Genomic DNA, 21,337 nt, shown 5'->3' with positions numbered 1-21,337 from the left:
CACAGACCGGAAAGACCATGGCTTTCACACCCACGCAGATAGACACGGCTCCGCCCGTCATCTCCAAGAGCAAGTCCACCGGCCGCGCCGGTGACAAGATCTTCGCCGGACTCTCCAAGGGCTCCGGCATCCTGCTCCTGGTGATCATGGCGTCGATCGCCGCCTTCCTCACCTACCGCGCCTCGATCGCACTGTCGAAGAACGAGGGGAACTTCCTCACCACCTTCGACTGGAACGCGTCGGCCAACCCGCCCGTCTTCGGCATCGCCGTCCTGCTCTTCGGCACCGTCGTCAGCTCGATCATCGCGATGGCCATCGCGGTCCCGGTCGCCGTCGGCATCGCCCTGTTCATCTCGCACTACGCGCCGCGCAAGCTGGCCGCGCCCCTCGCGTACGTGGTCGACCTGCTGGCCGCCGTGCCGTCGATCATCTACGGCATCTGGGGCGCCCTCTTCCTGGTGCCGCAGCTGAACGGCCTGAACCTCTGGCTCGACGAGTTCTTCGGCTGGACCTACGTCTTCGACAAGACCCAGGTCGGCGTCGCCCGCTCCCTCTTCACCGTCGGCATCCTGCTCGCGATCATGATCCTGCCGATCGTGACCAGCGTCAGCCGCGAAGTCTTCCTCCAGGTCCCGCGCATGAACGAGGAGGCCGCCCTGGCCCTCGGCGCGACCCGCTGGGAGGTCATCCGCATGTCGGTGCTGCCCTTCGGCCGCTCCGGTGTCATCTCCGCCTCGATGCTCGGCCTCGGCCGCGCCCTCGGCGAGACCATGGCCGTCGCGACCGTCCTCTCCCCGAGCTTCCTCATCTCGTTCCACGTCCTGAACCCCGGCGGCGGCACCTTCGCGCAGAACATCGCCGCGAAGTTCGACGAGGCCAACGAGTTCGGCCGTGACGCGCTGATCGCCTCGGGTCTGGTCCTCTTCCTGCTCACCCTGCTGGTCAACGGTGCAGCTCGCCTGATCATCGCTCGCCGCAAGGACTTCTCGGGGGCGAACGCCTGATGAGCCACGCAATCCAGGACCAGCGCCCCGCCCGGGCCCCCCGGTCCGCCCCCGCAACCAGCCTCACCCGCGGCGGCCTGCCCCGCTGGGCCCCGGCCGGCATCACGGCCCTCTCGATCGCGCTCGGCTGCGGCATCGGCATCGCCTTCGACCTCAGCAGCAAGATCCAGTGGGGCCTGCTCGCGGCCCTGCTCTTCGTCGTCATCACGTACACCGCGAGCGCGGTCATCGAGAACCGCCGCCAGGCCAAGGACCGCGTCGCGACCTCCCTGATGTGGGTCTGCTTCGTCCTCGCGGTGATCCCGCTGCTCTCGCTGATGTGGACCACCGTCAGCCGCGGCCTCGAACTGCTCAGCGCGAACTTCCTCACGCACTCCATGAACGGCGTGACCAGCTTCGACGAGGGCGGCGGCGTCTACCACGCGCTGCTCGGCACCATCGAGCAGGTCGCCCTGGCCACCCTGATCGCGGCGCCGATCGGCCTGCTGACCGCCGTCTACCTGGTCGAGTACGGCAAGGGCTCGCTCGCCAAGGCCGTGACCTTCTTCGTCGACGTCATGACCGGCATCCCCTCCATCGTCGCGGGCCTGTTCATCCTGACGACATGGAACCTGATGCTCGGCTTCGGCCCGTCCGGCTTCGCCGGCGCCATGGCCCTGTCGATCCTGATGATGCCCGTCGTGGTCCGCTCCACCGAGGAGATGCTCAAGCTCGTCCCGAACGAGCTGCGCGAGGCCGCCCTGGCCCTCGGTGTGCCGAAGTGGCGCGTGATCCTCAAGGTCGTGCTCCCCACCGCCATCGGCGGCATCGCCACCGGCGTCATGCTGGCAGTGGCACGCATCGCGGGCGAGACCGCCCCGATCATGCTGCTGGTCTTCGGTACCCAGCTGATCAACGGCAACCCCTTCGAAGGCGCCCAGTCCTCGCTCCCCCTCTACATCTGGGAGCAGTACAAGGTCGGCAGTGACGCCTCCTACGACCGGGCATGGGCCGGAGCGCTCGTCCTGATCGCCTTCGTCATGATCCTCAATCTGGTGGCCCGCGGCATCGCCCGCTGGAAGGCCCCGAAGACCGGTCGCTGACGCGACTCCTTGAAAGCGAAGTGACCCCTCATGGCTAAGCGAATCGACGTCAGCGGACTGTCCGCCTTCTACGGCGCCCACAAGGCCATCGACGACATCTCGATGACCGTGGAGCCCCGCTCCGTGACCGCCTTCATCGGCCCGTCCGGCTGCGGCAAGTCCACCTTCCTGCGCACCCTCAACCGCATGCACGAGGTCACCCCCGGCGGCCGCGTCGAGGGCAAGGTCCTCCTGGACGACGAGAACCTGTACGGCACGGGCGTGGACCCGGTGGCCGTCCGCCGCACCGTCGGCATGGTCTTCCAGCGCCCGAACCCCTTCCCCACCATGTCGATCTTCGACAACGTGGCGGCGGGCCTGCGCCTGAACGGCAAGTACAAGAAGTCCGAGCTCACGGACATCGTGGAGCGGTCCCTCAAGGGCGCCAACCTCTGGAACGAGGTCAAGGACCGCCTGAACAAGCCGGGCTCCGGCCTCTCCGGCGGTCAGCAGCAGCGCCTGTGCATCGCCCGCGCGATCGCGGTCGAGCCGCAGGTCCTGCTGATGGACGAGCCCTGCTCGGCCCTCGACCCGATCTCCACCCTCGCGATCGAGGACCTGATCGGCGAGCTCAAGGAGCGCTTCACGATCGTCATCGTGACGCACAACATGCAGCAGGCGGCCCGCGTCTCTGACCGCACCGCCTTCTTCAACCTCGCCGCCGTCGGCCAGCCGGGCAAGCTCATCGAGCTCGACGACACGGACCGGATCTTCTCGAACCCCTCCGTCCAGGCCACCGAGGACTACATCTCGGGCCGCTTCGGCTAAACCCCGAGGTCACAGACGTCCTGCGGTGCTGCATGGCGGTGCCACCGCAAGGCGAAAGAAAGAAAAGGGCCGGCTCCCCCTGGGTGGGGGGAGCCGGCCCGCTCTCGTTCACGGGGCCCGCCGAAGGCCGGTAGCCCCCGGGGGACGACCCCTGACGGGGGGCGCCGCCTGGACGAACGCGGGATCGACGACCCAGAAGCACAGCGCGGCCACGAGCGCCGCCGCCGGCATCGTGATACCGCATCCCCCGGGGGACAACCCCCGGCCCCCCGGCAGGGGGCCGTTCGACTAGACGAACGCGAGATCGACGACCCAGAAGCACAGCGCGGCCACGAGTGCCGCCGCCGGCATCGTGATGAACCAGCCCATGACGATGTTCTTGGCGACGCCCCAGCGGACCGCGTTCACGCGCTTCGTCGCGCCCACGCCCATGATCGCCGAGGTGATCACGTGCGTGGTGGAGATCGGCGCGTGGAAGAGGTACGCCGAACCGAACATGATCGAGGCACCCGTGGTCTCCGCCGCGAAGCCCTGCGGCGGGTCCAGCTCGATGATCTTCCGGCCGAGCGTGCGCATGATGCGCCAGCCGCCCGCGTACGTACCCAGCGACAGCATCACCGCGCACACGATCTTGACCCACACCGGGATGGGGTCGTCGGCCGTCTGCACGTCGGCGATGACCAGGGCCATCACCACGATGCCCATCGTCTTCTGCGCGTCCTGGAGACCGTGGCCCAGCGCCATCGCGGCCGCGGACACGGTCTGCGCGATACGGAAGCCGTGCTTGGCCTTGTGCGGGTTGGAGCGGCGGAACATCCACAGGATGACCACCATCACCAGGTAACCGGCGGCCAGACCGACGACCGGCGAGACGAACATCGGGATGATGACCTTGTCGATCACACCAGACCAGATCACCCCGGTGCCGCCGGCCAGGGCCGCACCCACCATGCCGCCGAACAGCGCGTGCGAGGAGGAGGAAGGCAGTCCGAAGTACCAGGTGATCAGGTTCCAGACGATCGCCCCGGCCAAGGCCGCGAAGAGGATCCACATGCCTCTGGCGCCGGTGGGCGTCTCGATCAGGCCCTCGCTGACCGTCTTGGCCACCCCGCTGCCCAGGAAGGCGCCGGCGAGGTTCATCACCGCGGCCATGGCCAGGGCCGCGCGCGGGGTCAGCGCCCGCGTGGAGACCGACGTCGCGATGGCGTTCGCGGAGTCGTGGAAGCCGTTCGTATACGTGAAACCGAGCGCGACACCGATGGTCACGACCAGAGCAAAGGTGTCCACGAGGTTCAGGACTCCTTGACCGCGATGGTCTCCACCGTGTTCGCGACGTGCTCGAACGCGTCGGCCGCCTCTTCGAGCACGTCGACGATCTGCTTGAGCTTCAGCACCTCGATGGCGTCGTACTTGCCGTTGAAGAGCTGGGCGAGCAGCTTGCGGTGGATCTGGTCGGCCTGGTTCTCAAGGCGGTTGACCTCGATCCAGTACTCGGTGAGGTTGTCCATCGTCCGCAGGTGCGGCATCGCCTCCGCGGTCAGCTCCGCCGCCCGCGCCAGCACCTCGATCTGCTGCTCGACGCCCTTGGGGAGCTCCTCCACGTTGTAGAGGACGACCAGGTCGACCGCCTCCTCCATGAAGTCCATGATGTCGTCGAGCGACGAGGCCAGGCTGTAGATGTCCTCGCGGTCGAACGGCGTGATGAAGGAGGAGTTCAGCTGGTGGAAGATCGCGTGGGTCGCGTCGTCCCCCGCGTGTTCCGCTGCCCGCATCCGCTCCGCGATCTCGGCCCGGGCGGAAGAGTCCGCTCCGAGCAGTTCCATCAGGAGCTTGGAGCCCGTGACGATGTTGTCCGCGGATGCGGCGAACATGTCGTAGAAGCTCGTCTCCCTGGGGGTCAGACGAAATCGCACGTGAGGTCCTCGGGCTGCATTGGATTCGGTCAGGCTGATGCTAGGCGCATCACCCTGCCACGGCTAACCGGCGGTTCCCCAGTGTCCTCCATCAGGCAGAGTGAGGACCACGGACCCCTGTCCCTTGGACGGGAGCCCGGTATCCTATACCCACGAGGGGTATCCGCGGACCACACGGGAGAAGTCATGACGACCATCGAGGCCGAGGGTTCCGGAGCCGTCCACGGCTACCACCACCAGAAGGCCGAGCACCTCAAGCGGCTGCGCCGGATCGAGGGCCAGATCCGCGGCCTCCAGCGGCTCGTCGACGAGGACGTGTACTGCATCGACATACTCACCCAGGTCTCCGCGAGCACGAAGGCCCTCCAGTCCTTCGCGCTCCAGCTCCTGGAGGAGCACCTGCGCCACTGCGTGGCGGACGCGGCGGTCAAGGGGGGCACCGAGATCGACGCCAAGGTGGAAGAGGCCACCAAGGCCATCGCCCGCCTGCTCCGCACTTAAGAAAGCCCCGCCCGACCCACCGGGCCGGCCCACCGGCACCCGAGCCGCATCCCACCGAGCCCCACCGGCGCTTGAGCCGCACCCCCGGCCCCGCCTCCGCATGAGGCGCACCCACCCAGCCCCACCGAGGTTCGAGGCGCACCCACCCAGCCCCGCCGGCGTTTGAGGCGCGGGGTCTGGGGCGGAGCCCCGGGACGCGGCGCGTCAGCCGGACCAGATCCCCATCAGGACCTCGTCGATCCGGTCCTGGCTCAGCCGCTCCTCGGCCGCCGCCGACGCCGCGATGATCAGCTCGCCGCACAGTTCGATCTCGGCCAGCGCCACGTGGTCCTGCACCGTCGTACCGCCTGCGGGAGTCACGCGTGTCACCTCAATCTGCCACCGGCCACCGGCCGTCATCGGTCATGCCGCATCACTCGCCGGCGCCCGGTTTCTCAGCGTAGGGAGAGCGCCCGGCGACGCCCATGGCACGGAAGGACCATTTCCGGGCACCACCCCATGGCCCGAACCGCCCGACCCGCCCGACCCGCTCGGCCCACCCACCCCGACCCGCCCGCCAAACCCGACCCGTGCCCACTACTCGGCGATCTTCCCCGCGTAGATGTCCCCACCGGCCGGCAGTACGACGGTCACCGGCGTCCCGAAGCCGTACAGCAACGTCGTGGACGAGACATCGATCACGCCATCGTTGACGTACGTGAACCGGTGCCGAACCTTCCGCAGCCGCCCCTCCTCGTCCAGGTACGCGTCGAACGGCACGGTGTCCTTGCTGAACCCTTTCGCCGCCGCCTCCAGCGCCCCCCGCACCTCCGGGGAGGCGATCCGCGCGGCCCGCCCGATGTCCGTCGTCCCCCGGTAGTGCCGCACCTTGGTGCCCGCGACCTCGGTCTCCCCGACGTACGTCACTTCCTGCGCGCCCCGCAACAGCTCCGCCGCGACCAGCGGATCGGTCGCCCCGCCCGTGACCAGGTTCCCGTCGGCCAGGGTCGTCGTGTCGACGCGGACCCACTTGTCGTCGGGGACACCCGCGCCCCGGTTCTTCATGTACAGCGCCCCGGGCACGAGCAGCTCGGTGATGGGCCGGTGTTCGGCCTGCCCCTTCACGTCCGCCGGGAGCATGACCAGCAGCTGCCCCATCCGGTTCTTGAAGTCGACCCCGCCCTCGCCGCGGATCGTGACCCGGGTCCCGCCCGTGGCCATCTCCATGGCCGTACGGGCCCGCGCGCTGCCCGTCCTCGTCAACGCGTCCGCCGCCCCGCGGACCACCGCGGCCGGGTCCCCGTGGGGCCTGTCGTCACCGCCGCCGTCGCCCGCGCATCCGGCCAGCGCCGTGACGGCCAGGGTGACGCCGGCCGCGAGCACCGCCTCACCCGCACGCCCGCGCAGCCGCCTGTGCTGGTGCACCACCATCGCCTGCCAACCCCCAACGCGTGACCGCTGTCTGCCCGAGGCCCCCACCCGCTCCGGTTAACGAGGTCCGGGGTTTCCCGTCACGGCCCCGCGCCCTCCCGGAACCGCGCCCCGCCCGGGTACCGTTGGAGTGTGGAACCGCATATAGACGCGCCGTTGGTCCCTCCGCTTGTCTCCCTGCCGCCCCAGCGCCCGCAGTTGCGGTCGCAGCCGCCGGCCCGGCACACCACCTCCACCGCCGAGCGGGGCTCGTTCTGTCTCGCGGTGTGCAGCTGCGGCTGGACCGGCCCGGCCCGCCGCTCCCGCGACCTGGCCCGCAAGGACGCCTCCCGACACAGCGAGGAGTAACCCGTTCGGACGACTCGGCTGGCCGGGTCGCACCGCAGCCGATGCCCTGGACTCATGCCAGGACCCGCAGCCCGCCTCGCCGCCCTCCTCTGGGCCCTGCTCATCGTGTACGGCCCGGCAGCCCCGGCCCGGGCCAGACCCGTCGGCTCGGCGGAGGGGCCGGGCGACGTGGCCCTGGCCGTGGGGCTCACCGTCCTGGCGGCCGTGGCGACCGGGCTGTGGCTGCGCTCCCGCTACCGCCGCGACGGCGATGCCGAGGGCGGCGGCGACCCATGACCCCACGCCCCCGCCCGACGGCGGTACGGATGTGCTTCGGCGCGGCGGGACTGTGCCTGCTGGCGGCCGTACTGCTGGGCGTATGGAAGCTGTACGCCTAGTACACCGCCGGCACCGCGGCCGGCCTCCGCTCAGGCCGCGAGGTCCTTCTCCTGCGTGCGCCGCCCCGCCGCGGGGTTCTGCGGCTGCGCCAGCCCGACCGGCTTCGGCAGCATCCGCTCCTTGGCCCGTACGAGCCGTCCCAGGCGCGGGGAGCGGGCGACGGCCCGCACGACCGGGTTCAGCAGCGCCATCGCGAGCGGAGCGAGGACGAGGACGACGGCGGCGCCGAGCGCGAACCCGCCGATGACGTCCGTCGGATAGTGGACGCCCATGTACACGCGGCACGCGCCCTCGGCGAGGGCCAGCGCGATCCCGATCAGGCCGAGCCGCCGGTTGGCCACGAACAGGCCGATGCCCAGGGCCATCGCGAGGGCGGCGTGATCGCTGACGAAGGAGAACCGGGCGTCTCCGAACTCGGCGCCGAGGCGCGCCCCGAGACCGGGGTCGAGCACCTGGAGCCCCTCGTGCTGGGCGAACGGCCGCGGCCGCCCGACGAATTCGCGCAGCGGCACGTTCACGAGCAGGGCCAGCCCCGCGGCCAGCGGCGCCCAGACCAGCGCGGTGAAGGACTCGACGGCCGTGGCCTCGTCCTGGCGGCGGGCACCGCGCCAGCACCACAGGACCAGGAGCACGAGGGCCAGCAGGATCCCGTACTCACCGACGACGGCGACGATCCGGTCCAGCCAGCTCGGGGCGTGCCGGGCCGCGCCGTTGATCCGGTACAGCAGGCTGACATCCACGTTCGGCCCACTGCTCGTGAGTCCAGCCATGGTGATGCGGCCCCTTGCTCTTGCCGTGGTTCCCCTGCGGACGCACGCCGGTGTGCGCCCCTTCGCCCCCGTTTTGATCAAGCCCCGTGACCATGGAACGCCCGTTCTGGCGAGTACGTTCCACTCTCCACCGAATGATCACTCCAACGTTATCGAAGAGTGACTCATCGTCGCAGCTCAGGGCCTTTGGTTCACGGAGAGTTGCCAGGGGCCGCGCTCGCCCCGACCCGCTCCGGAAGCGCCTCCGCGCCGTCCTTCGTCACGCGGGTGGCGCCGAAGTAGTCGGGTGTGTCGATCTTGTCGAAGCGGATGACGGCGCCCGTATAAGGGGCGTTGATCATATAGCCGCCACCCACGTAGATGCCGACGTGCCGAATGTCCCGAGAATTCGTCAGATCATCGGAGAAGAACACGAGGTCCCCGGGAAGCAGTTGATCCCGCGAAGGGTGCGCACCGGCGTTGTACTGGTCGTTCGCCACGCGCGGCAGCTGGATCCCCACCGTCTCGTACGCGGCCTTGGTCAGCCCCGAGCAGTCGAACCGCCCGTTCTGGTCGGGCGTTCCGTTGCCACCCCACAGGTACGGGGTGCCGAGCTGCTTCTGCGCGAAGTAGATCGCCCCGGCGGCCTGTTGCGAGGGCGCGACCCGGCCGACGGGCCGGGCGAAGCTCTTCGCCAGGCTGGTGATCGCCTTCACGTACCCCTGGGTCTCCTTGTACGGGGGCACCCCGCCGTACTTGATGACCGCGTACGCCCCGGCGTTGTAGGCGGCGAGCATGTTCGAGGCCGGGTCACCGGGCACGCTCGCCACGTCCTTGGCCAGCTCGCAGTCGTACGAGGCCGCCGACGGGATCGCGTCGTTCGGGTCCCAGATGTCCCGGTCCCCGTCGCCGTCCCCGTCGATGCCGTGACCCGCCCAGGTGCCGGGGATGAACTGCGCGATGCCCCGCGCGTCCGCCGGGCTGACCGCACTGGGGTTCCAGCCGCTCTCCGAGTACAGCTGCGCCGCGAGCAGCGCCGGGTTGACCGCCGGGCAGAGGTTGCCCCACTTCTCCACCAGCGCCTGGTACTTCGCGGGCACGGCCCCCTTGGCCAGGCCCACGGTGCCGCCGGCCGCGCCCGCGCGCCCCAGTCCCGCCGCGGCGGAGTAGGTGCCGACGACGATCAGCACGAGGAAGCCCAGGCACAGCCCGATCCCGATCCCACCGGCCATCCAGAATCTGCGCACCCGTCAACCCTCCCCCATCGCCGCCCCTTTCGGACGCGATTCGACCGTGTCGCCTGTCCTACTACCCCACTTGCCATCTTTGACGGACAGCGGACGGTCGTCCAGTCCCTCTCGGGGCACGGACGGGGCGCACGGCTACCTGGGGGCGACGAAGAGGCTCTGCGCGCTCCGCCCGACCGGCCCCTTCTCGTCGTGCAGCCGCGCGTCGGCCAGCCCGATCCCCGCGCCGTCGACGCTGGTGGCGGCCTCCACGCAGACCCACTCGCCCACCGGATGCCGGTGCAGGTGGACGGTCAGATCGCCGTTGACGAAGACGAACCGACGGAAGTCCATCACCGAGCTGATGCCGCTGCCCGAATCGGCGGCGACCAGCACCCGGTCCAGCGCCCTGGGCTCCTCCCCCGCCAGCAGCGGCACCCTCATCCGCATCCAGCAGGTGCCCGGCCCCGGCTCGACGAACGCGCCCTCGGCGAACCGGCTCTCCATCGCCGTGTGGTAGCCGACGTCCCACGGCACCGGGAAGAACGGGGTCCGCGCCACCTCCCCCGGCGAAGGCAGCACCGGCCCCGGAACCACCGCCGGCACGACCTCCTCGGCGACCCTGATCCGCAGGGCCCGCGCGAGCATCACCGGAGCCGGGGCACCCTCCGGGGTGAGGGCCGCCTCGACCACCTCGGTGCTGCGGCCGGCCCGGAGCACGCTCGTGGTGATCTCCAGGGCGCCGATCGGCACCGGGCGCAGGATCTCGTACGTGATCCGCGCGATCCGCATGTCCGTCCGCGCGCCCGGCCGCTCCTCGACCGCCCGCCCGAGCAGGGCGGCGGGCGGCCCGGCGTGCTGCGACCCGGGGTCCCAGGGGCCCCTCGTGTACTCGGTTGCGGCGAACCGTCCGGTGCCGACCCGTTCGTAGAACCCCTCGACAGCGCCCATGCGCTTCACGCTACCGACTGGTAACCACCGGCACCAGCCCCGCTCGGCGGGCTCAGCGGGCGAACCCCAGCCCCACCCCCAGCCCCACCAGCACCGACCCGATGGCCCGGTTCAGCGTCTTCTGCGCCTTCAGCATCCGCTCGCGCAGCCGGGAGTCGGAGAAGAACAACGCCACCGCCCCGAACCACATCAGGTGCGCCGCCGACATGAACAGCCCGTACCCCGCCTGCTGCCACACCGGCGTCTCAGGCCCCACCACCTGCGTGAACGTGGACACCACGAACAGCGTCGTCTTCGGGTTCAGCACATTGGTCAGGAACCCCGACCGCAACGCCCCGGCCCGCGTCAGCTCCGGCTTCGTCTCCAGGTCCACGGTCACCCCGTCCCGCGCGCGGAAGGTCCGGATCCCGATCCACACCAGATACGCCGCGCCCGCCAGCTTGATCGCCGTGAACAGCGCGGTCGAGGACGCGATCAGCAGCCCGACCCCGAGCATCGTGTACGTGACGTGGACCAGCACACCGGCGGCGACACCGGCGGCGGCGAACAACCCGGTGGGCCGCCCGTAGAGGTAGCTGTTGCGGACCACCATGGCGAAATCGGCGCCGGGACTGATCACGGCGAGGAGGGTGATGACTGCGACTGCGATCACTTCTGTCATGCGCCGATGCTCGGCCCCCACCCCGCTCCCGCTCAACCCCCTTTTCCCGTACGCATACTTGACGCCATGCCCACGCAGCCGCCGCTCTCCCTCATCCCGTACCGTCCCGCCACCGACGGCCCCCTGCTCCGCACGTGGGTGACCACCCGCGCCGAGCTGATGACCTGGGCCGGCCCCAGCTTCTCCTGGCCCCTGGACGAGGCCCAGCTCGCCGCCTACGCCGCCGAGCCCGGCCGCCGCACCTGGACCGCCCTGTCCCCGACCGGCGAACCCGTGGGGCACGTCTCCCTCTCCGGGACCCGCCTCGGCCGGGTACTGATCGCGCCCGGGGCCCGGGCCCACGGCCTGGGCACGGCCCTGGTCTCCCGGGCCGTGGAGCTCTGCTTCGACGAGCTGGACCTCCCGGAGATCACCCTGGGCGTCTGGGCCCACAACACGGCGGCGCTGCGGATCTACGAGAGGCTCGGATTCCGCACGCAGCAGGTGATCGAGGACGTGGAGCGGGTCGACGGCACCCCCTGGTCGGCCGTCCAGATGCGGCTGCCCGCCCCCCACCGGTCACAATGAACGGGTGGCCCACACTCCCCTCCCTCCCCTCCCCGTCCTGCAAGCCGACTGCTCGAAGTGCTTCGCGCTCTGCTGCGTCGCCCTGCCCTTCGCCAAGTCGAACGACTTCGCCGTGAACAAGGCCGCCGGAACCCCCTGCAAGAACCTCCGGCAGGACTTCCGCTGCGGCATCCACACCCGGCTGCGCGACGAGGGGTTCCAGGGCTGCACGGTCTTCGACTGCTTCGGCGCGGGCCAGCAGGTCTCCCAGGTCACCTTCGGCGGTCGCGACTGGCGCACCGGCCCCGACACGGCCCGCCCGATGTTCGAGGTCTTCCCGGTGATGCGGCAGCTGCACGAGCTGCTCTTCTACCTCTCCGAGGCCCTCACCCTCCCCGCCGCCGCCCCGGTCCACCCGGACGTGCGCCGCGTCCTCGCCACCACCGAGGAGTGGACGCGCGCCGACGCGGCCGCCCTCGCGGCCCTGGACGTGTCCGCCCTCCGCCAGGACGCGAACACCCTGCTGCTCAAGGCCAGCGAACTCGTACGGGCGAAGGTGCCGGGCCGCAGGAAGAACCACCGCGGCGCCGACCTGATGGGAGCCCGCCTCTCCGGCGCCGACCTGCGCGGCGCGAACCTGCGTGGTGCCTACCTGATCGCCGCCGACCTCGGCCGCGCCGACCTCCGCACCGCGGACATGATCGGCGCCGACCTCCGGGACGCCGACCTGCGCGACGCGGACCTGCGCGGGGCCGTCTTCCTCACCCAGGCCCAGCTGAACGCCGCCCGCGGCAACGCCGGGACCCGCATCCCCGACACCCTCACCCGCCCCGCCCACTGGGCCTGAGTACCACACCCCACCCCGCCGTTCCGCGGATGCGGTGCCCCGGCACGCACCCGCGGAACGACCGGCGGAGCCCGTACGGCGAGGTCTCAGGGCCGGACGATGGCCGTCCACCCCGAAGGACACGTCACGACGCCCGCCGTGTGCGTGCAGAAGTTCTCGTAGATGTCACCCGCGGTCGTGAGCACCTTGATCCGGACGGTGTTGCCCTCGCTGGCGATGGACACGCTGCAGGCGTTGCGCGGGTGGCCCGGGTTCGCCGGCGTGGTGAGGTTCTTCCAGGAGTAGGGCCCCGGGACGGGGTTCACCGTCCGCCGCCCGATGAAGGTCCGCCCGCGGTCCAGGGCAGCGGTGAACTCCAGGTTCGCCGTACCCCGGACCGTGTCGATGTCCGAGCACGGCCCCGGCGCACCGGGCGTTCCGGGCCGCCCGGGAGGCCCGGCCGGACCCCGGTCGCCCTTGGGCCCCTTCGGACCCGGCGGCCCCTTCGGACCCCGTGACCCCCGCGTCCCCGCACAGCCGTCGGCGCCGACCTCCGGCGTGGCCCTCACCTCCTCCTTCCCGCTCGCTCTCGCGCCGTCGTCACACTCCCAGCCGTCGAAGGCCTCCGCCGCCGCGGCAGCGGCGGAACTCGACGCCGACGCCGGAACACCCGTCAGCCCGAGCGCCAACGGCACCGCCAGACCACAGGCCAGCCACGCGCGACGTCGACCGGCCCCGATCGCCGAACCCATCCGTGAACCCATCCGTCCACTCCTCGCATTCGCCCTACCGGACGACCGGAGCATCACCCGCACCAGCGCGTACGGATGGAATGACTGACGGAATGTCGGACATATGTCAGCGAGACGGCCCAACGACACGCCCCCGCACTCCGCCGAACGGCGGCCCCTCACCCCACCCCCCGCACGGCGAGACCGCGATCATTGCCCGACGTCACCCCCCGTGATACACACAGTGACCACACGCACATTCGCATACCCACCACCCGTGCCCAGGTCAGAGCGCACGGTCGGGTCACAGGCTGGGACATCGGGTAAAGAGAGCCGTCAAGTCGACGACGGCGGCGGTTTCATCAGCGAAGATAGTGAGTGACCCCTGCCGTCGGGCACGGGCGACCGGAACTACCCATACAGGGGCGGTGAGTTACATGATCCTGGCAGCCGAAAAGGGCGACATCACCACCATCATCGGCGGAATCGCCCCGAACTGGGGGCCGTTCGGCAGTCTCGGCAACGAAGCGAAGGTCATGATCGAAGTGGTCATGGCCGTGGCGATCCTCCTCTGCCTCGGCATCGCCATCTGGGGCGCGGCCAAGCAGCGCATCGGCGCGACCGCGCTGCGCGACACGTTCAGCGCGGAACAGGGCAAGGGCCTCATCGTGGCCGGCCTGACCGGAGTCTTCATCATCGGCTCCCTCGGGACGCTCTTCACGATCGTCTACGGGATGGCCGTCTGACCCCGCCGTGAAGCACGGCGGCAGCACCTGATGAGGAATCACCACACCGCGCCTACGCGGGAACCAGCGCGACCGTCGTACGACGCGGAGGGGGCCGACACGGAATGAGCAACGACGACCACTACGGCGGCGGCGGCGGCTACGGCGAGGTCGGCGGCACGGGCCAGACCCGCACCCGCCTCCCGGACGCCCCCGCCGACCCGTACGGTCCGACCCGCCGCGCCCCCCGCGCCTCCCGCAGCCTGATCACGGTGGTCGGTGTCGTGGTCCTCCTGATCGCCGCCATCGCGTTCGCGAACCAGGCCCCGGACGGCACCGAGGACAAACCCGCGGACAACGCCCCGGCCACCTCCTCCACCGCGGCCACGGGCGCCAACCCCGTCACCGGCAAGACCGCCGGCATCCCCCGCGGCTTCGCCCACGACGAACAGGGCGCCCAGTCCGCAGCCGCCAACTACGCGGTGGCACTGGGCTCCGACGGCATGTTCAAGAAGAACACCCGGCACGCCCTCGTCGACGGGATCTACGCACCCGAGACGGCGGCCCGCCTGAAGGCCCCTCAGGACGAGGCCTACTCGACCGAGTTCCTCGCCAAGCTCGGACTCGACGCGAACGGGAACCCCCCGCAGGGCAGCACCTTCGTCACCCGGACCGTCCCCATCGGCACCCGCGTCGAGAGCTACACCCCCACCGGCGCCAAGATCGCGGTCTGGTACACGGGCCTGATCGGCATGTCCGGCACCAAGTCCACCGACCCGGTCCGCACCCTCTGGAAGACCTGGACCTTCGAACTGAGCTGGATCGGCGAGGACTGGAAGGTCGTCGACGACACCCAACAGGACGGGCCCGCCCCGGTTCCCGGCGATGTCCCCGTGTCGACGTCCGACGACATGAGCAAGGCCATCAAGGAATTCGGAGGATTCACCTATGCCCGCTAGCCGACGGCTCCCCGCCCGGCTGGGCGTGATCGCCTCTGCCCACCTGGCCCTCACCACCCTGGCCACCCGCGCCTACGCGGCCCCGACACCGACCCCGACAGCCACCCCTGCGGCCACCCCGCAGCCGACCAACGACCCCTGCGCCCTGCTCGACGGACCCTCCAAGCAGTACTGCCAGAACGGCGCGGGCGCATCCGGCGGCGCACCCAAGACGGGTCTGGCCCCCAGCGACGGCGCAGACGCCCTCAACCCCCTCGCCTCCCTCGCCAAGGGCTGCGCCGACGCCGCCTCCTGGATCGTCGCCAAACTCAGCGAAGCGGTAAAGGGCAGCGCCAACGTCGACTTCACCAACCCCGCCTTCCTCAAGCAGTACGCCGTCGTCTTCGCCGCCTCCTCCATCCTCACGCTCGTCCTCTGGCTCTTCGCCGTCGCCAAACGAGCCGTCCGCGGCGTCCCCCTGACCACCGCCCTCTCCGAAGCCATCGGCTTCCTCTGGCTCACGGTCCTCGCCTCCGCCTTCACCCCCCTCATCCTCTACACCGTCGTCTCCGCCACCGACGGCGTCACCGAGGTCATCGCCTCCGCCACCGGCGGCCAGACCGACGTCTTCTTCGGCTCCTTCTCCGAAGCCCTCAAGAAGGGCGACGACATCGGCGGCGGCCCGATCATGCTGATCGTCGTCTCCCTCGTCACCGTCCTCGCCGCCGGCATCCTGTTCCTGGAGCTCTTCATCCGGGCCGCCCTCCTCTACGTGGGCGCCCTCCTCGGCGTCGTCGTCTACGCCGGCCTCGTCGACCGCAACCTCTGGGGCCACGTCCGCCGCTGGGCCGGCATCATGATCGCCGTCATCCTCGTGAAGCCGGTCATCGTCATCGTCCTCGGCCTCGCAGGCGCCCTGACCGGCGAAAAGGGCCCCAACGCCTTCTCCGCCGTCGTCACCGGCCTCGCCATCATCCTCCTGGCGATCTTCGCCTCCGCGATGATCTACCGCTTCGTCCCCGGCTTCGGCGACGAGATCGCCTCCGCCCGCGCCGGCCGCAGCAAGGCCACCGACGGAGCCCAGGCCGCCGCCGTCATCAGCTCCCCGGCCTCCCTCGTCTCCCAGGGCATCAAGACCCACAGCAGCCGCGGCGCCCACCGCGGCGGCGACGGCGGCACGGGCAACACCGCCCGCCCCGCCAACCCCATCTCCGGAGGCGTGGCCGCCCACAGCAGCCGCCCCACCGGCAGCGGAGCCGGCGGCGGATCCGTCCCCTCCGCCGCACCCCCGCCCCGCACAGGTTCGAGCACGAGGAACACAGGAGGTGACGGGCGTTGACGACCCAGTCCCACCAGCTGCACCCGGTCGCGCCCCGCCGCACGTATCTCATCGGCCGCGCCCGGCCGAACGCGATCGTCGGCAAGAACCGCGAGACCGGCGAGATCGCCCTGATCATCGCGGGGGCGTTCCTCGGCATGATGAGCGGACTGCTCGTCCCCGACCTCACCCTGCGCATCGTCAGCCTCGCCGGGTTCCCCATGCTCGCGCTCGCCGCCGTGTACGTCCCCTACCGCGGCCGCACCTTCTACAAGTGGTTCGAGATCAACCGCAGCTACAAGCGCACCCTGCGCCGCGGCACCACCTACCGCTCCACCGCCATGGAAGCGGGCACCCGCGCCGCCGACGGCCGCGAGGTCGAGATCGGCCCGCCCCCCGGCATCGGCCGCATCAGCTGGCTCGCCGCCCCCTTCGGCCCCGACGAGATCGCCGTACTCCTCCACGCCGACCGCCGCACCGTCACCGCCGCCATCGAGATCGAGGGCCCCGGCGTCGGCCTGCGCGACAGCGAGGACCAGGAAGCCCTCGTCGACCGCTTCGGCACCCTCCTCAAGCACGTCGCCAACGGCGACGGCTTCGTCACCCGCCTCCAGATGCTCGCCCGAACCCTCCCCGCGGACCCCGACGCCCACGCCAAGGACGTCCTCCAGCGCGGCGACACCAACGCCCCCGGCTGGCTGCGCGACTCGTACGACCAGCTCCAGTCGATGGTCTCCACCTCCTCCGAGCAGCACCGCGCCTACCTCGTCGCCTGCATGCACTACTCGCGCGAACTCGCGGCCGAGGCCCACACCATCGCCCGCGCCGGCAGCCCCAAGGGCCGCAAGCTCGACCGCGACGCCGGCCTCGCCATCGTCATGGCACGCGAACTCACCGACATCTGCGCCCGCCTCGCCGAAGCCGACATCCGCGTCCGCCAGCCGCTCGGCCAGGGCCGCCTCGCCTCCCTCGTGCACTCCATGTACGACCCGGACCACCCCATCGACCACATCCAGGCCATGACCAAGCGCAACGCCTGGCCAGCCGAACTCGACGCGGTCGAACCCACCTACCTCCAGGCCAAGACCCGCGAGTCCTCCACGCGCGCCCCCTGGTGCCACGCCACCGCCTGGGTGAAGGAATGGCCGATGACCCCGGTCGGCGTCAACTTCCTCGCCCCGCTCCTCGTCCACACCCCCGACGTGATCCGCACCGTGGCCGTCACCATGGACCTGGAACCCACCGAGATCGCCATCGAGCGCATGCTCACGGAGAAGACGAACGACGAGGCAGACGCCAGCCGCGCCGCGAAGATGAACCGCACCGTCGACCCCCGCGACATCGCCGCCCACGGACGGCTCGACCAGAGGGGTGAAGATCTCGCCAGCGGCGCTGCGGGAGTCAACCTGGTCGGGTACATCACGGTGTCCTCGCGATCACCCGAAGCCCTCGCCCGCGACAAGCGCACCATCCGCGCCTCCGCCGGCAAGTCCTACCTGAAACTCGAATGGTGCGACCGCGAGCACCACCGCGCCTTCGTCAACACCTTGCCGTTCGCCACCGGCATCCGACGCTAGCTGGAGGGAAGTTCCGCACATGCGAGATCCCATGTCCGCGCTGACGGACGCCTTCACCAGCTTCCTGTTCGGCAAGGTCGAAACCACGCGCCTGCCCGTACGCACCTCCACCGGGCAGGCGCAGGCCGTGTACCTGCCCACCGCCGCCCCCGGACTCGGCGACTCCGGCGTCATCATCGGCCGCGAGGTCTACAGCGGCAAGGGCTACATCTACGACCCCTTCCAGCTGTACGGCCAACAACTGCCCGCCCCCCACTGGCTCGTCCTCGGCGAATCCGGCAACGGCAAATCCGCGCTGGAGAAGACCTACGTCCTGCGCCAGCTCCGCTTCCGCGACCGCCAGGTCGTCGTCCTCGACGCCCAGGGCGAAGACGGCGTCGGCGAGTGGAACCTGATCGCCCAGCAGCTGGGAATAACCCCCATCCGCCTGGACCCGATCGCCGCCAACGACTCGGGCATCCGCCTCAACCCCCTCGACCCGGCGATCACCACGACCGGCCAGCTCGCCCTGCTCCGCACCATCATCGAAGTCGCCATGGGCCACGGCCTCGACGAACGCTCCGGCTTCGCCCTGAAGGTCGCCCACGCCTACGTCGTCGACAGCATCCGGGACCGCCAGCCCGTCCTCACCGACATCGTGGAACAACTGCGCCACCCCGAAGCCGAATCGGCCCTCGCGATGAACGTCGACATAGACGATGTCCGCGCCTGGGGCCTCGACGTCGCGCTCGTCCTCGACCGCCTCGTCGACGGCGACCTCCGCGGCATGTTCGACGGCCCCACCACCGTCGGCATCGACCTCGACGCACCCCTCATCGTCTTCGACCTGTCCCACATCGACCGCAACTCCATCGCCATGCCCATCCTCATGGCGATCGTCGGCGTCTGGCTCGAACACACCTGGATCCGCCCCGACCGCAAGAAGCGCATCTTCCTCGTCGAAGAGGCCTGGCACATCATCAACAGCCCCTTCGTGGCCCAGCTGTTCCAGCGCCTCCTCAAGTTCGGCCGCCGCCTCGGCCTGTCCTTCGTCGCCGTCGTCCACCACCTCTCGGACGTGGTCGACGGCGCCGCCGCCCGCGAGGCCGCGGCCATCCTCAAGATGGCCTCGACCCGCACCATCTACGCCCAGAAGGCGGACGAGGCCCGCGCCACGGGCCGCGTCCTGGGCCTGCCCCGCTGGGCGGTCGAGATCATCCCCACCCTCACCCCGGGCATCGCCGTCTGGGACGTCAACGGCAACGTCCAGGTGGTCAAACACCTGATCACCGAGGCCGAACGCCCCCTCGTCTACACCGACCGCGCGATGACGGAGTCCTCGGCCCCCGCGCTCCCCGCCGACATGCTCGCGGCGGAACTCGAAGCGGAGGAAAGGGCCCTGTCGATGGAACGCCACCGCAACGGCCCCGGCTCGGCGACCACGGTGGCCTGACCATGTCCAACGCCAGAGGTACGGAGCCCACGACCCGGGCCGGCGGAATCCCCGACGGGGTCCTCGTCGGCCTCCTGGCCTTCCTCCTCGGCCTGGCCGTCCTGGTCTGGTCGGCCACCGGCTTCGCGGCCCTCTTCGCCAAGGGCGGCTGGCCGGCCACGGTCACCTTCACGCGCACCCCGGGAGCCGTCCGCGCCCTGATAGCGCAGCCCCACGACATCCCGGCCGCCTGGCCGGACACCGCCCCGGAGGCCCTGTCCGGCTGGGGCCTCTTCTGGGGCCTGTTCATCAGCCAGCTCCTGGTCCTGCTGGTCCTGACGATCTTCACGATGGGCGTCATCGCCCGTACGAAGGCCCGCCGCACCCTGGCCAGGCAGTCGGCCGCCGCACCGGCACACGAGGCCGGAGCCCCCGGCGGGTCCGAGGCCGCCGCACCCGTCCCGCACCACTCCCCGACCCCACGACCCACGACCGCAGCACCCGTCGCCCCGCACCAGGCCACCCCGCAGCCGTTCGCGACACCGGTACCCGGCCCCGGCACTCCCGGGTACGCACAGAGCTCCACCCCCTACGCCCGACTGGCATACGGCGCCCCCGCCGAGCGGCAGCACATCGCCCTCCAGGCCATCGCGGCAGCCGAAGGCGCGGCCCTGGTCGTCACCTCGTCCCCCGCGCTCTGGTCGCAGACCAAGGACGCCCGCGCCAAGATGGGCCCGGTCCTCCTCTACGACCCCTCCCACCTGTGCGACACCCCGGCCCGCATGCACTGGAACCCGGCCGACGGCTGCGCCGACCGCGACACCGCCGCCGCCCGCGCGATCGCCCTCCTGGCCCCCGTCCGCCCGCAGGCCCGTATCGACGCCGCCCTCACCCACACGGCGGAAACGCTCCTGCGCAGCTGGCTCCAGGCAGCCGCCCTCGACGACCGCCCCTTCAAACAGCTCCACCGCTGGAGCCAGGGCAGCAGCGTCCAGGACCCGGTCCGCATCCTCCGCACCCACCCCCAGGCGGCCCCGGGTGCGGCCGGTGAACTGGAGAGCGCCCTCACGGCCCACCCGGAACGCCGAGAACAGGCCCTCAACCTCACGGCCCGCGCCCTGAGCTCCCTGACCTCGATCCACATCCGCGAGGCCTGCAACCCGAACCGAACCGATTCCCTGACCCTGGCTTCATTCGTGGCCGAGGGGGGCACCCTCTACGTGGTGGGCGAATCCCTGGAAGACCCCCGCGCCCACCCGGGTGCGATGCCTTTGCTCACCGCACTCGCCGCTCACGTGGTCGAGCACGGCCGCCGCATGGCCGCACGGTCATCCCACGGTCGGCTCGACCCACCACTCACCCTGGTCCTGGAGGACGTGGCGGCCGTCGCTCCGATCCCCCAGCTCCCGGAACTCCTGACGGACGACGCACTCCCCCTCGTCGCCCTGTGCCGGAGCCGCGAACAGGCCCGCTCCCACTGGCCCGAAGCGCCCCTTAGCTAGGCAACTCCCCCGGCCGGCCTCACGACCACGTACTCCCGGTCCTTGGCCCCGGTCTCCAGCGGTACCACCACACCGCTCGCCCCGAACCCGTAACGCCGGTAGAAGGCCTCGGCGCGGGCGTTCTCCTCGTGCACGAACAGCCGCACCCGCTCGGTCACCGGCGCCTCCAGCGACCACGACCACTCCAGTGCGGCGTCGAACAGCCGCTCCACGAGCCCGCTACCGCGCTGCTCGGGTCGTACGAACACGCCGACCACGTGGCCCTGCTGCTGCTCGATGACCTCCCCGAAGAAGTCGGTCCCGCCCTTCGCCTCGATGAGCACGGTCACCGACCCGACCCAACTCCCGTCGCCGGCCTCGGCTATGAACTGCCTGGCGCCCCGCCCCTCGGCAGCCCCCGCGGCCCGCTGCTGCCAGTACGCGTCCTCCTGGGACAGCGCGTTCTCCTCGGTCTCCAGAAAGGCCACGGCCGCAGCCGGATCCCGAAGCGCGGCCAACCGCAGCTCCTTGACCTTCTCCCACTCGTCACCCCGTACGGCCCTGATCACGCAGTCATCGGTCATGCCCGGATCCTAACCACGCCCACCCGACCGACTCACTCCCATTTCCGAACCCGCAAACGCCCGCAACTGCCCGTAAACGCAGAAAAGCCCCGCACCAGAAGGTGCGGGGCTTTCCCACAATGATTGTTCGGCGGCGTCCTACTCTCCCACAGGGTCCCCCCTGCAGTACC

The 21,337-nt window shown here is 70.7% G+C and carries 24 protein-coding genes; 14 read left to right on the top strand and 10 right to left on the bottom strand.

All coding sequences use genetic code 11. The features are described 5' to 3' along the window. The first annotated feature begins 17 nt into the window (after positions 1 to 17). Genes pstC through pstB form a run of 3 tightly spaced genes read left to right on the top strand, consistent with a single transcriptional unit; the run spans position 18 to position 2,893 of the window. Complete coding sequence (gene pstC, locus ACFYYJ_RS38410) at positions 18 to 1,004, top strand: phosphate ABC transporter permease subunit PstC (protein ID WP_384590833.1); 987 nt, start codon at positions 18 to 20, stop codon at positions 1,002 to 1,004. Then, positions 1,004 to 2,086 (top strand): phosphate ABC transporter permease PstA, encoded by a 1,083-nt coding sequence (gene pstA, locus ACFYYJ_RS38405; protein ID WP_385128388.1) that lies wholly within the window; start codon positions 1,004 to 1,006, stop codon positions 2,084 to 2,086. Before pstC ends, pstA begins: the two co-directional genes overlap by 1 nt. A gap of 30 nt (positions 2,087 to 2,116) precedes the next feature. Next, positions 2,117 to 2,893, top strand: coding sequence for a phosphate ABC transporter ATP-binding protein PstB (gene pstB / locus ACFYYJ_RS38400; RefSeq protein WP_384590827.1), 777 nt, complete (start codon positions 2,117 to 2,119; stop codon positions 2,891 to 2,893). 288 nt (positions 2,894 to 3,181) lie between these two features. On the opposite strand, the gene ACFYYJ_RS38395 is transcribed toward pstB, so the two are convergent. Both ACFYYJ_RS38395 and ACFYYJ_RS38390 read right to left on the bottom strand, forming a co-directional pair. Then, a complete protein-coding gene (locus ACFYYJ_RS38395) occupies positions 3,182 to 4,180 on the bottom strand; it encodes an anion permease (protein WP_389139212.1) in 999 nt (332 codons plus the stop codon). Between the two features lie 5 nt (positions 4,181 to 4,185). Further along, the gene (locus ACFYYJ_RS38390; protein WP_384590821.1) at positions 4,186 to 4,806 is read right to left on the bottom strand and encodes a DUF47 domain-containing protein; all 621 of its coding nucleotides are present in this window, start codon (positions 4,804 to 4,806) and stop codon (positions 4,186 to 4,188) included. 186 nt (positions 4,807 to 4,992) lie between these two features. On the opposite strand from ACFYYJ_RS38390, the gene ACFYYJ_RS38385 reads away from it, so the two are divergent. Continuing rightward, complete coding sequence (locus ACFYYJ_RS38385) at positions 4,993 to 5,307, top strand: metal-sensitive transcriptional regulator (RefSeq protein ID WP_384590818.1); 315 nt, start codon at positions 4,993 to 4,995, stop codon at positions 5,305 to 5,307. A gap of 204 nt (positions 5,308 to 5,511) precedes the next feature. Here ACFYYJ_RS38385 and ACFYYJ_RS38380 read toward each other — a convergent pair whose 3' ends face one another. Both ACFYYJ_RS38380 and ACFYYJ_RS38375 read right to left on the bottom strand, forming a co-directional pair. Further along, complete coding sequence (locus ACFYYJ_RS38380) at positions 5,512 to 5,706, bottom strand: hypothetical protein (RefSeq protein WP_384590815.1); 195 nt, start codon at positions 5,704 to 5,706, stop codon at positions 5,512 to 5,514. 177 nt (positions 5,707 to 5,883) lie between these two features. Then, positions 5,884 to 6,717 (bottom strand): hypothetical protein, encoded by an 834-nt coding sequence (locus ACFYYJ_RS38375; RefSeq protein WP_385128386.1) that lies wholly within the window; start codon positions 6,715 to 6,717, stop codon positions 5,884 to 5,886. 132 nt (positions 6,718 to 6,849) lie between these two features. Here ACFYYJ_RS38375 and ACFYYJ_RS38370 point away from each other — a divergent pair, with 132 nt between their 5' ends. Together ACFYYJ_RS38370 and ACFYYJ_RS38365 are read left to right on the top strand one after the other, a co-directional pair. Then, a complete protein-coding gene (locus tag ACFYYJ_RS38370) occupies positions 6,850 to 7,065 on the top strand; it encodes a hypothetical protein (protein WP_385128385.1) in 216 nt (71 codons plus the stop codon). 54 nt (positions 7,066 to 7,119) lie between these two features. Further along, on the top strand, positions 7,120 to 7,341 hold the full coding sequence (locus ACFYYJ_RS38365; RefSeq protein WP_385128384.1) for a hypothetical protein: 222 nt from the start codon (positions 7,120 to 7,122) through the stop codon (positions 7,339 to 7,341). Positions 7,342 to 7,472: 131 nt separating this feature from the next. Here ACFYYJ_RS38365 and ACFYYJ_RS38360 read toward each other — a convergent pair whose 3' ends face one another. From ACFYYJ_RS38360 to ACFYYJ_RS38345, 4 genes are all read right to left on the bottom strand, one after another. After that, positions 7,473 to 8,213: a phosphatase PAP2 family protein gene (locus tag ACFYYJ_RS38360; RefSeq protein ID WP_389139208.1), complete on the bottom strand. Its 741-nt coding sequence runs from the start codon at positions 8,211 to 8,213 to the stop codon at positions 7,473 to 7,475. Positions 8,214 to 8,404: 191 nt separating this feature from the next. Continuing rightward, positions 8,405 to 9,424: an NlpC/P60 family protein gene (locus ACFYYJ_RS38355; protein ID WP_385364673.1), complete on the bottom strand. Its 1,020-nt coding sequence runs from the start codon at positions 9,422 to 9,424 to the stop codon at positions 8,405 to 8,407. Between the two features lie 150 nt (positions 9,425 to 9,574). Then, positions 9,575 to 10,369, bottom strand: a complete 795-nt coding sequence (locus ACFYYJ_RS38350; RefSeq protein ID WP_384590800.1) for a thioesterase family protein — start codon at positions 10,367 to 10,369, stop codon at positions 9,575 to 9,577. Between the two features lie 52 nt (positions 10,370 to 10,421). Continuing rightward, complete coding sequence (locus tag ACFYYJ_RS38345; RefSeq protein WP_385128382.1) at positions 10,422 to 11,030, bottom strand: LysE family translocator; 609 nt, start codon at positions 11,028 to 11,030, stop codon at positions 10,422 to 10,424. A gap of 66 nt (positions 11,031 to 11,096) precedes the next feature. Here ACFYYJ_RS38345 and ACFYYJ_RS38340 point away from each other — a divergent pair, with 66 nt between their 5' ends. Next, complete coding sequence (locus ACFYYJ_RS38340) at positions 11,097 to 11,597, top strand: GNAT family N-acetyltransferase (RefSeq protein ID WP_385364669.1); 501 nt, start codon at positions 11,097 to 11,099, stop codon at positions 11,595 to 11,597. A 4-nt stretch (positions 11,598 to 11,601) separates the two neighbouring features. Continuing rightward, complete coding sequence (locus ACFYYJ_RS38335; RefSeq protein ID WP_385364667.1) at positions 11,602 to 12,423, top strand: pentapeptide repeat-containing protein; 822 nt, start codon at positions 11,602 to 11,604, stop codon at positions 12,421 to 12,423. 86 nt (positions 12,424 to 12,509) lie between these two features. Here ACFYYJ_RS38335 and ACFYYJ_RS38330 read toward each other — a convergent pair whose 3' ends face one another. Further along, positions 12,510 to 13,166: a hypothetical protein gene (locus ACFYYJ_RS38330; RefSeq protein ID WP_385128379.1), complete on the bottom strand. Its 657-nt coding sequence runs from the start codon at positions 13,164 to 13,166 to the stop codon at positions 12,510 to 12,512. 404 nt (positions 13,167 to 13,570) lie between these two features. Here ACFYYJ_RS38330 and ACFYYJ_RS38325 point away from each other — a divergent pair, with 404 nt between their 5' ends. The 6 genes from ACFYYJ_RS38325 (at position 13,571) to ACFYYJ_RS38300 (ending at position 20,604) form a co-directional block, all read left to right on the top strand. Further along, on the top strand, positions 13,571 to 13,879 hold the full coding sequence (locus ACFYYJ_RS38325; RefSeq protein ID WP_008742356.1) for a hypothetical protein: 309 nt from the start codon (positions 13,571 to 13,573) through the stop codon (positions 13,877 to 13,879). Between the two features lie 104 nt (positions 13,880 to 13,983). After that, a complete protein-coding gene (locus tag ACFYYJ_RS38320) occupies positions 13,984 to 14,817 on the top strand; it encodes a hypothetical protein (protein ID WP_389139202.1) in 834 nt (277 codons plus the stop codon). Next, the gene (locus ACFYYJ_RS38315; protein ID WP_385364662.1) at positions 14,807 to 16,135 is read left to right on the top strand and encodes a hypothetical protein; all 1,329 of its coding nucleotides are present in this window, start codon (positions 14,807 to 14,809) and stop codon (positions 16,133 to 16,135) included. Before ACFYYJ_RS38320 ends, ACFYYJ_RS38315 begins: the two co-directional genes overlap by 11 nt. Next, positions 16,132 to 17,691: an SCO6880 family protein gene (locus ACFYYJ_RS38310; RefSeq protein WP_385128376.1), complete on the top strand. Its 1,560-nt coding sequence runs from the start codon at positions 16,132 to 16,134 to the stop codon at positions 17,689 to 17,691. The genes ACFYYJ_RS38315 and ACFYYJ_RS38310 overlap by 4 nt, the downstream gene beginning before the upstream one ends. 19 nt (positions 17,692 to 17,710) lie before the next feature. Next, a complete protein-coding gene (locus ACFYYJ_RS38305) occupies positions 17,711 to 19,123 on the top strand; it encodes an ATP-binding protein (RefSeq protein ID WP_385128375.1) in 1,413 nt (470 codons plus the stop codon). Positions 19,124 to 19,125: 2 nt separating this feature from the next. After that, positions 19,126 to 20,604 carry a type VI secretion protein gene (locus ACFYYJ_RS38300; protein WP_389139199.1) on the top strand — a complete coding sequence of 493 codons (1,479 nt, stop codon included), beginning with the start codon at positions 19,126 to 19,128 and terminating at the stop codon, positions 20,602 to 20,604. Here the strand turns inward: ACFYYJ_RS38300 and ACFYYJ_RS38295 are convergent. After that, the gene (locus tag ACFYYJ_RS38295) at positions 20,601 to 21,167 is read right to left on the bottom strand and encodes a GNAT family N-acetyltransferase (RefSeq protein WP_389139197.1); all 567 of its coding nucleotides are present in this window, start codon (positions 21,165 to 21,167) and stop codon (positions 20,601 to 20,603) included. The two genes, ACFYYJ_RS38300 and ACFYYJ_RS38295, sit on opposite strands and share 4 nt — an antisense overlap. Between the last annotated feature and the right edge of the window lie 170 nt (positions 21,168 to 21,337).

This window comes from Streptomyces sp. NPDC002467 (assembly GCF_042889825.1).
GTDB lineage: Bacteria > Actinomycetota > Actinomycetes > Streptomycetales > Streptomycetaceae > Streptomyces.
Note: the sequence above shows the minus strand (reverse complement) of the source record. Positions and strands in the feature narration are given on the sequence as shown.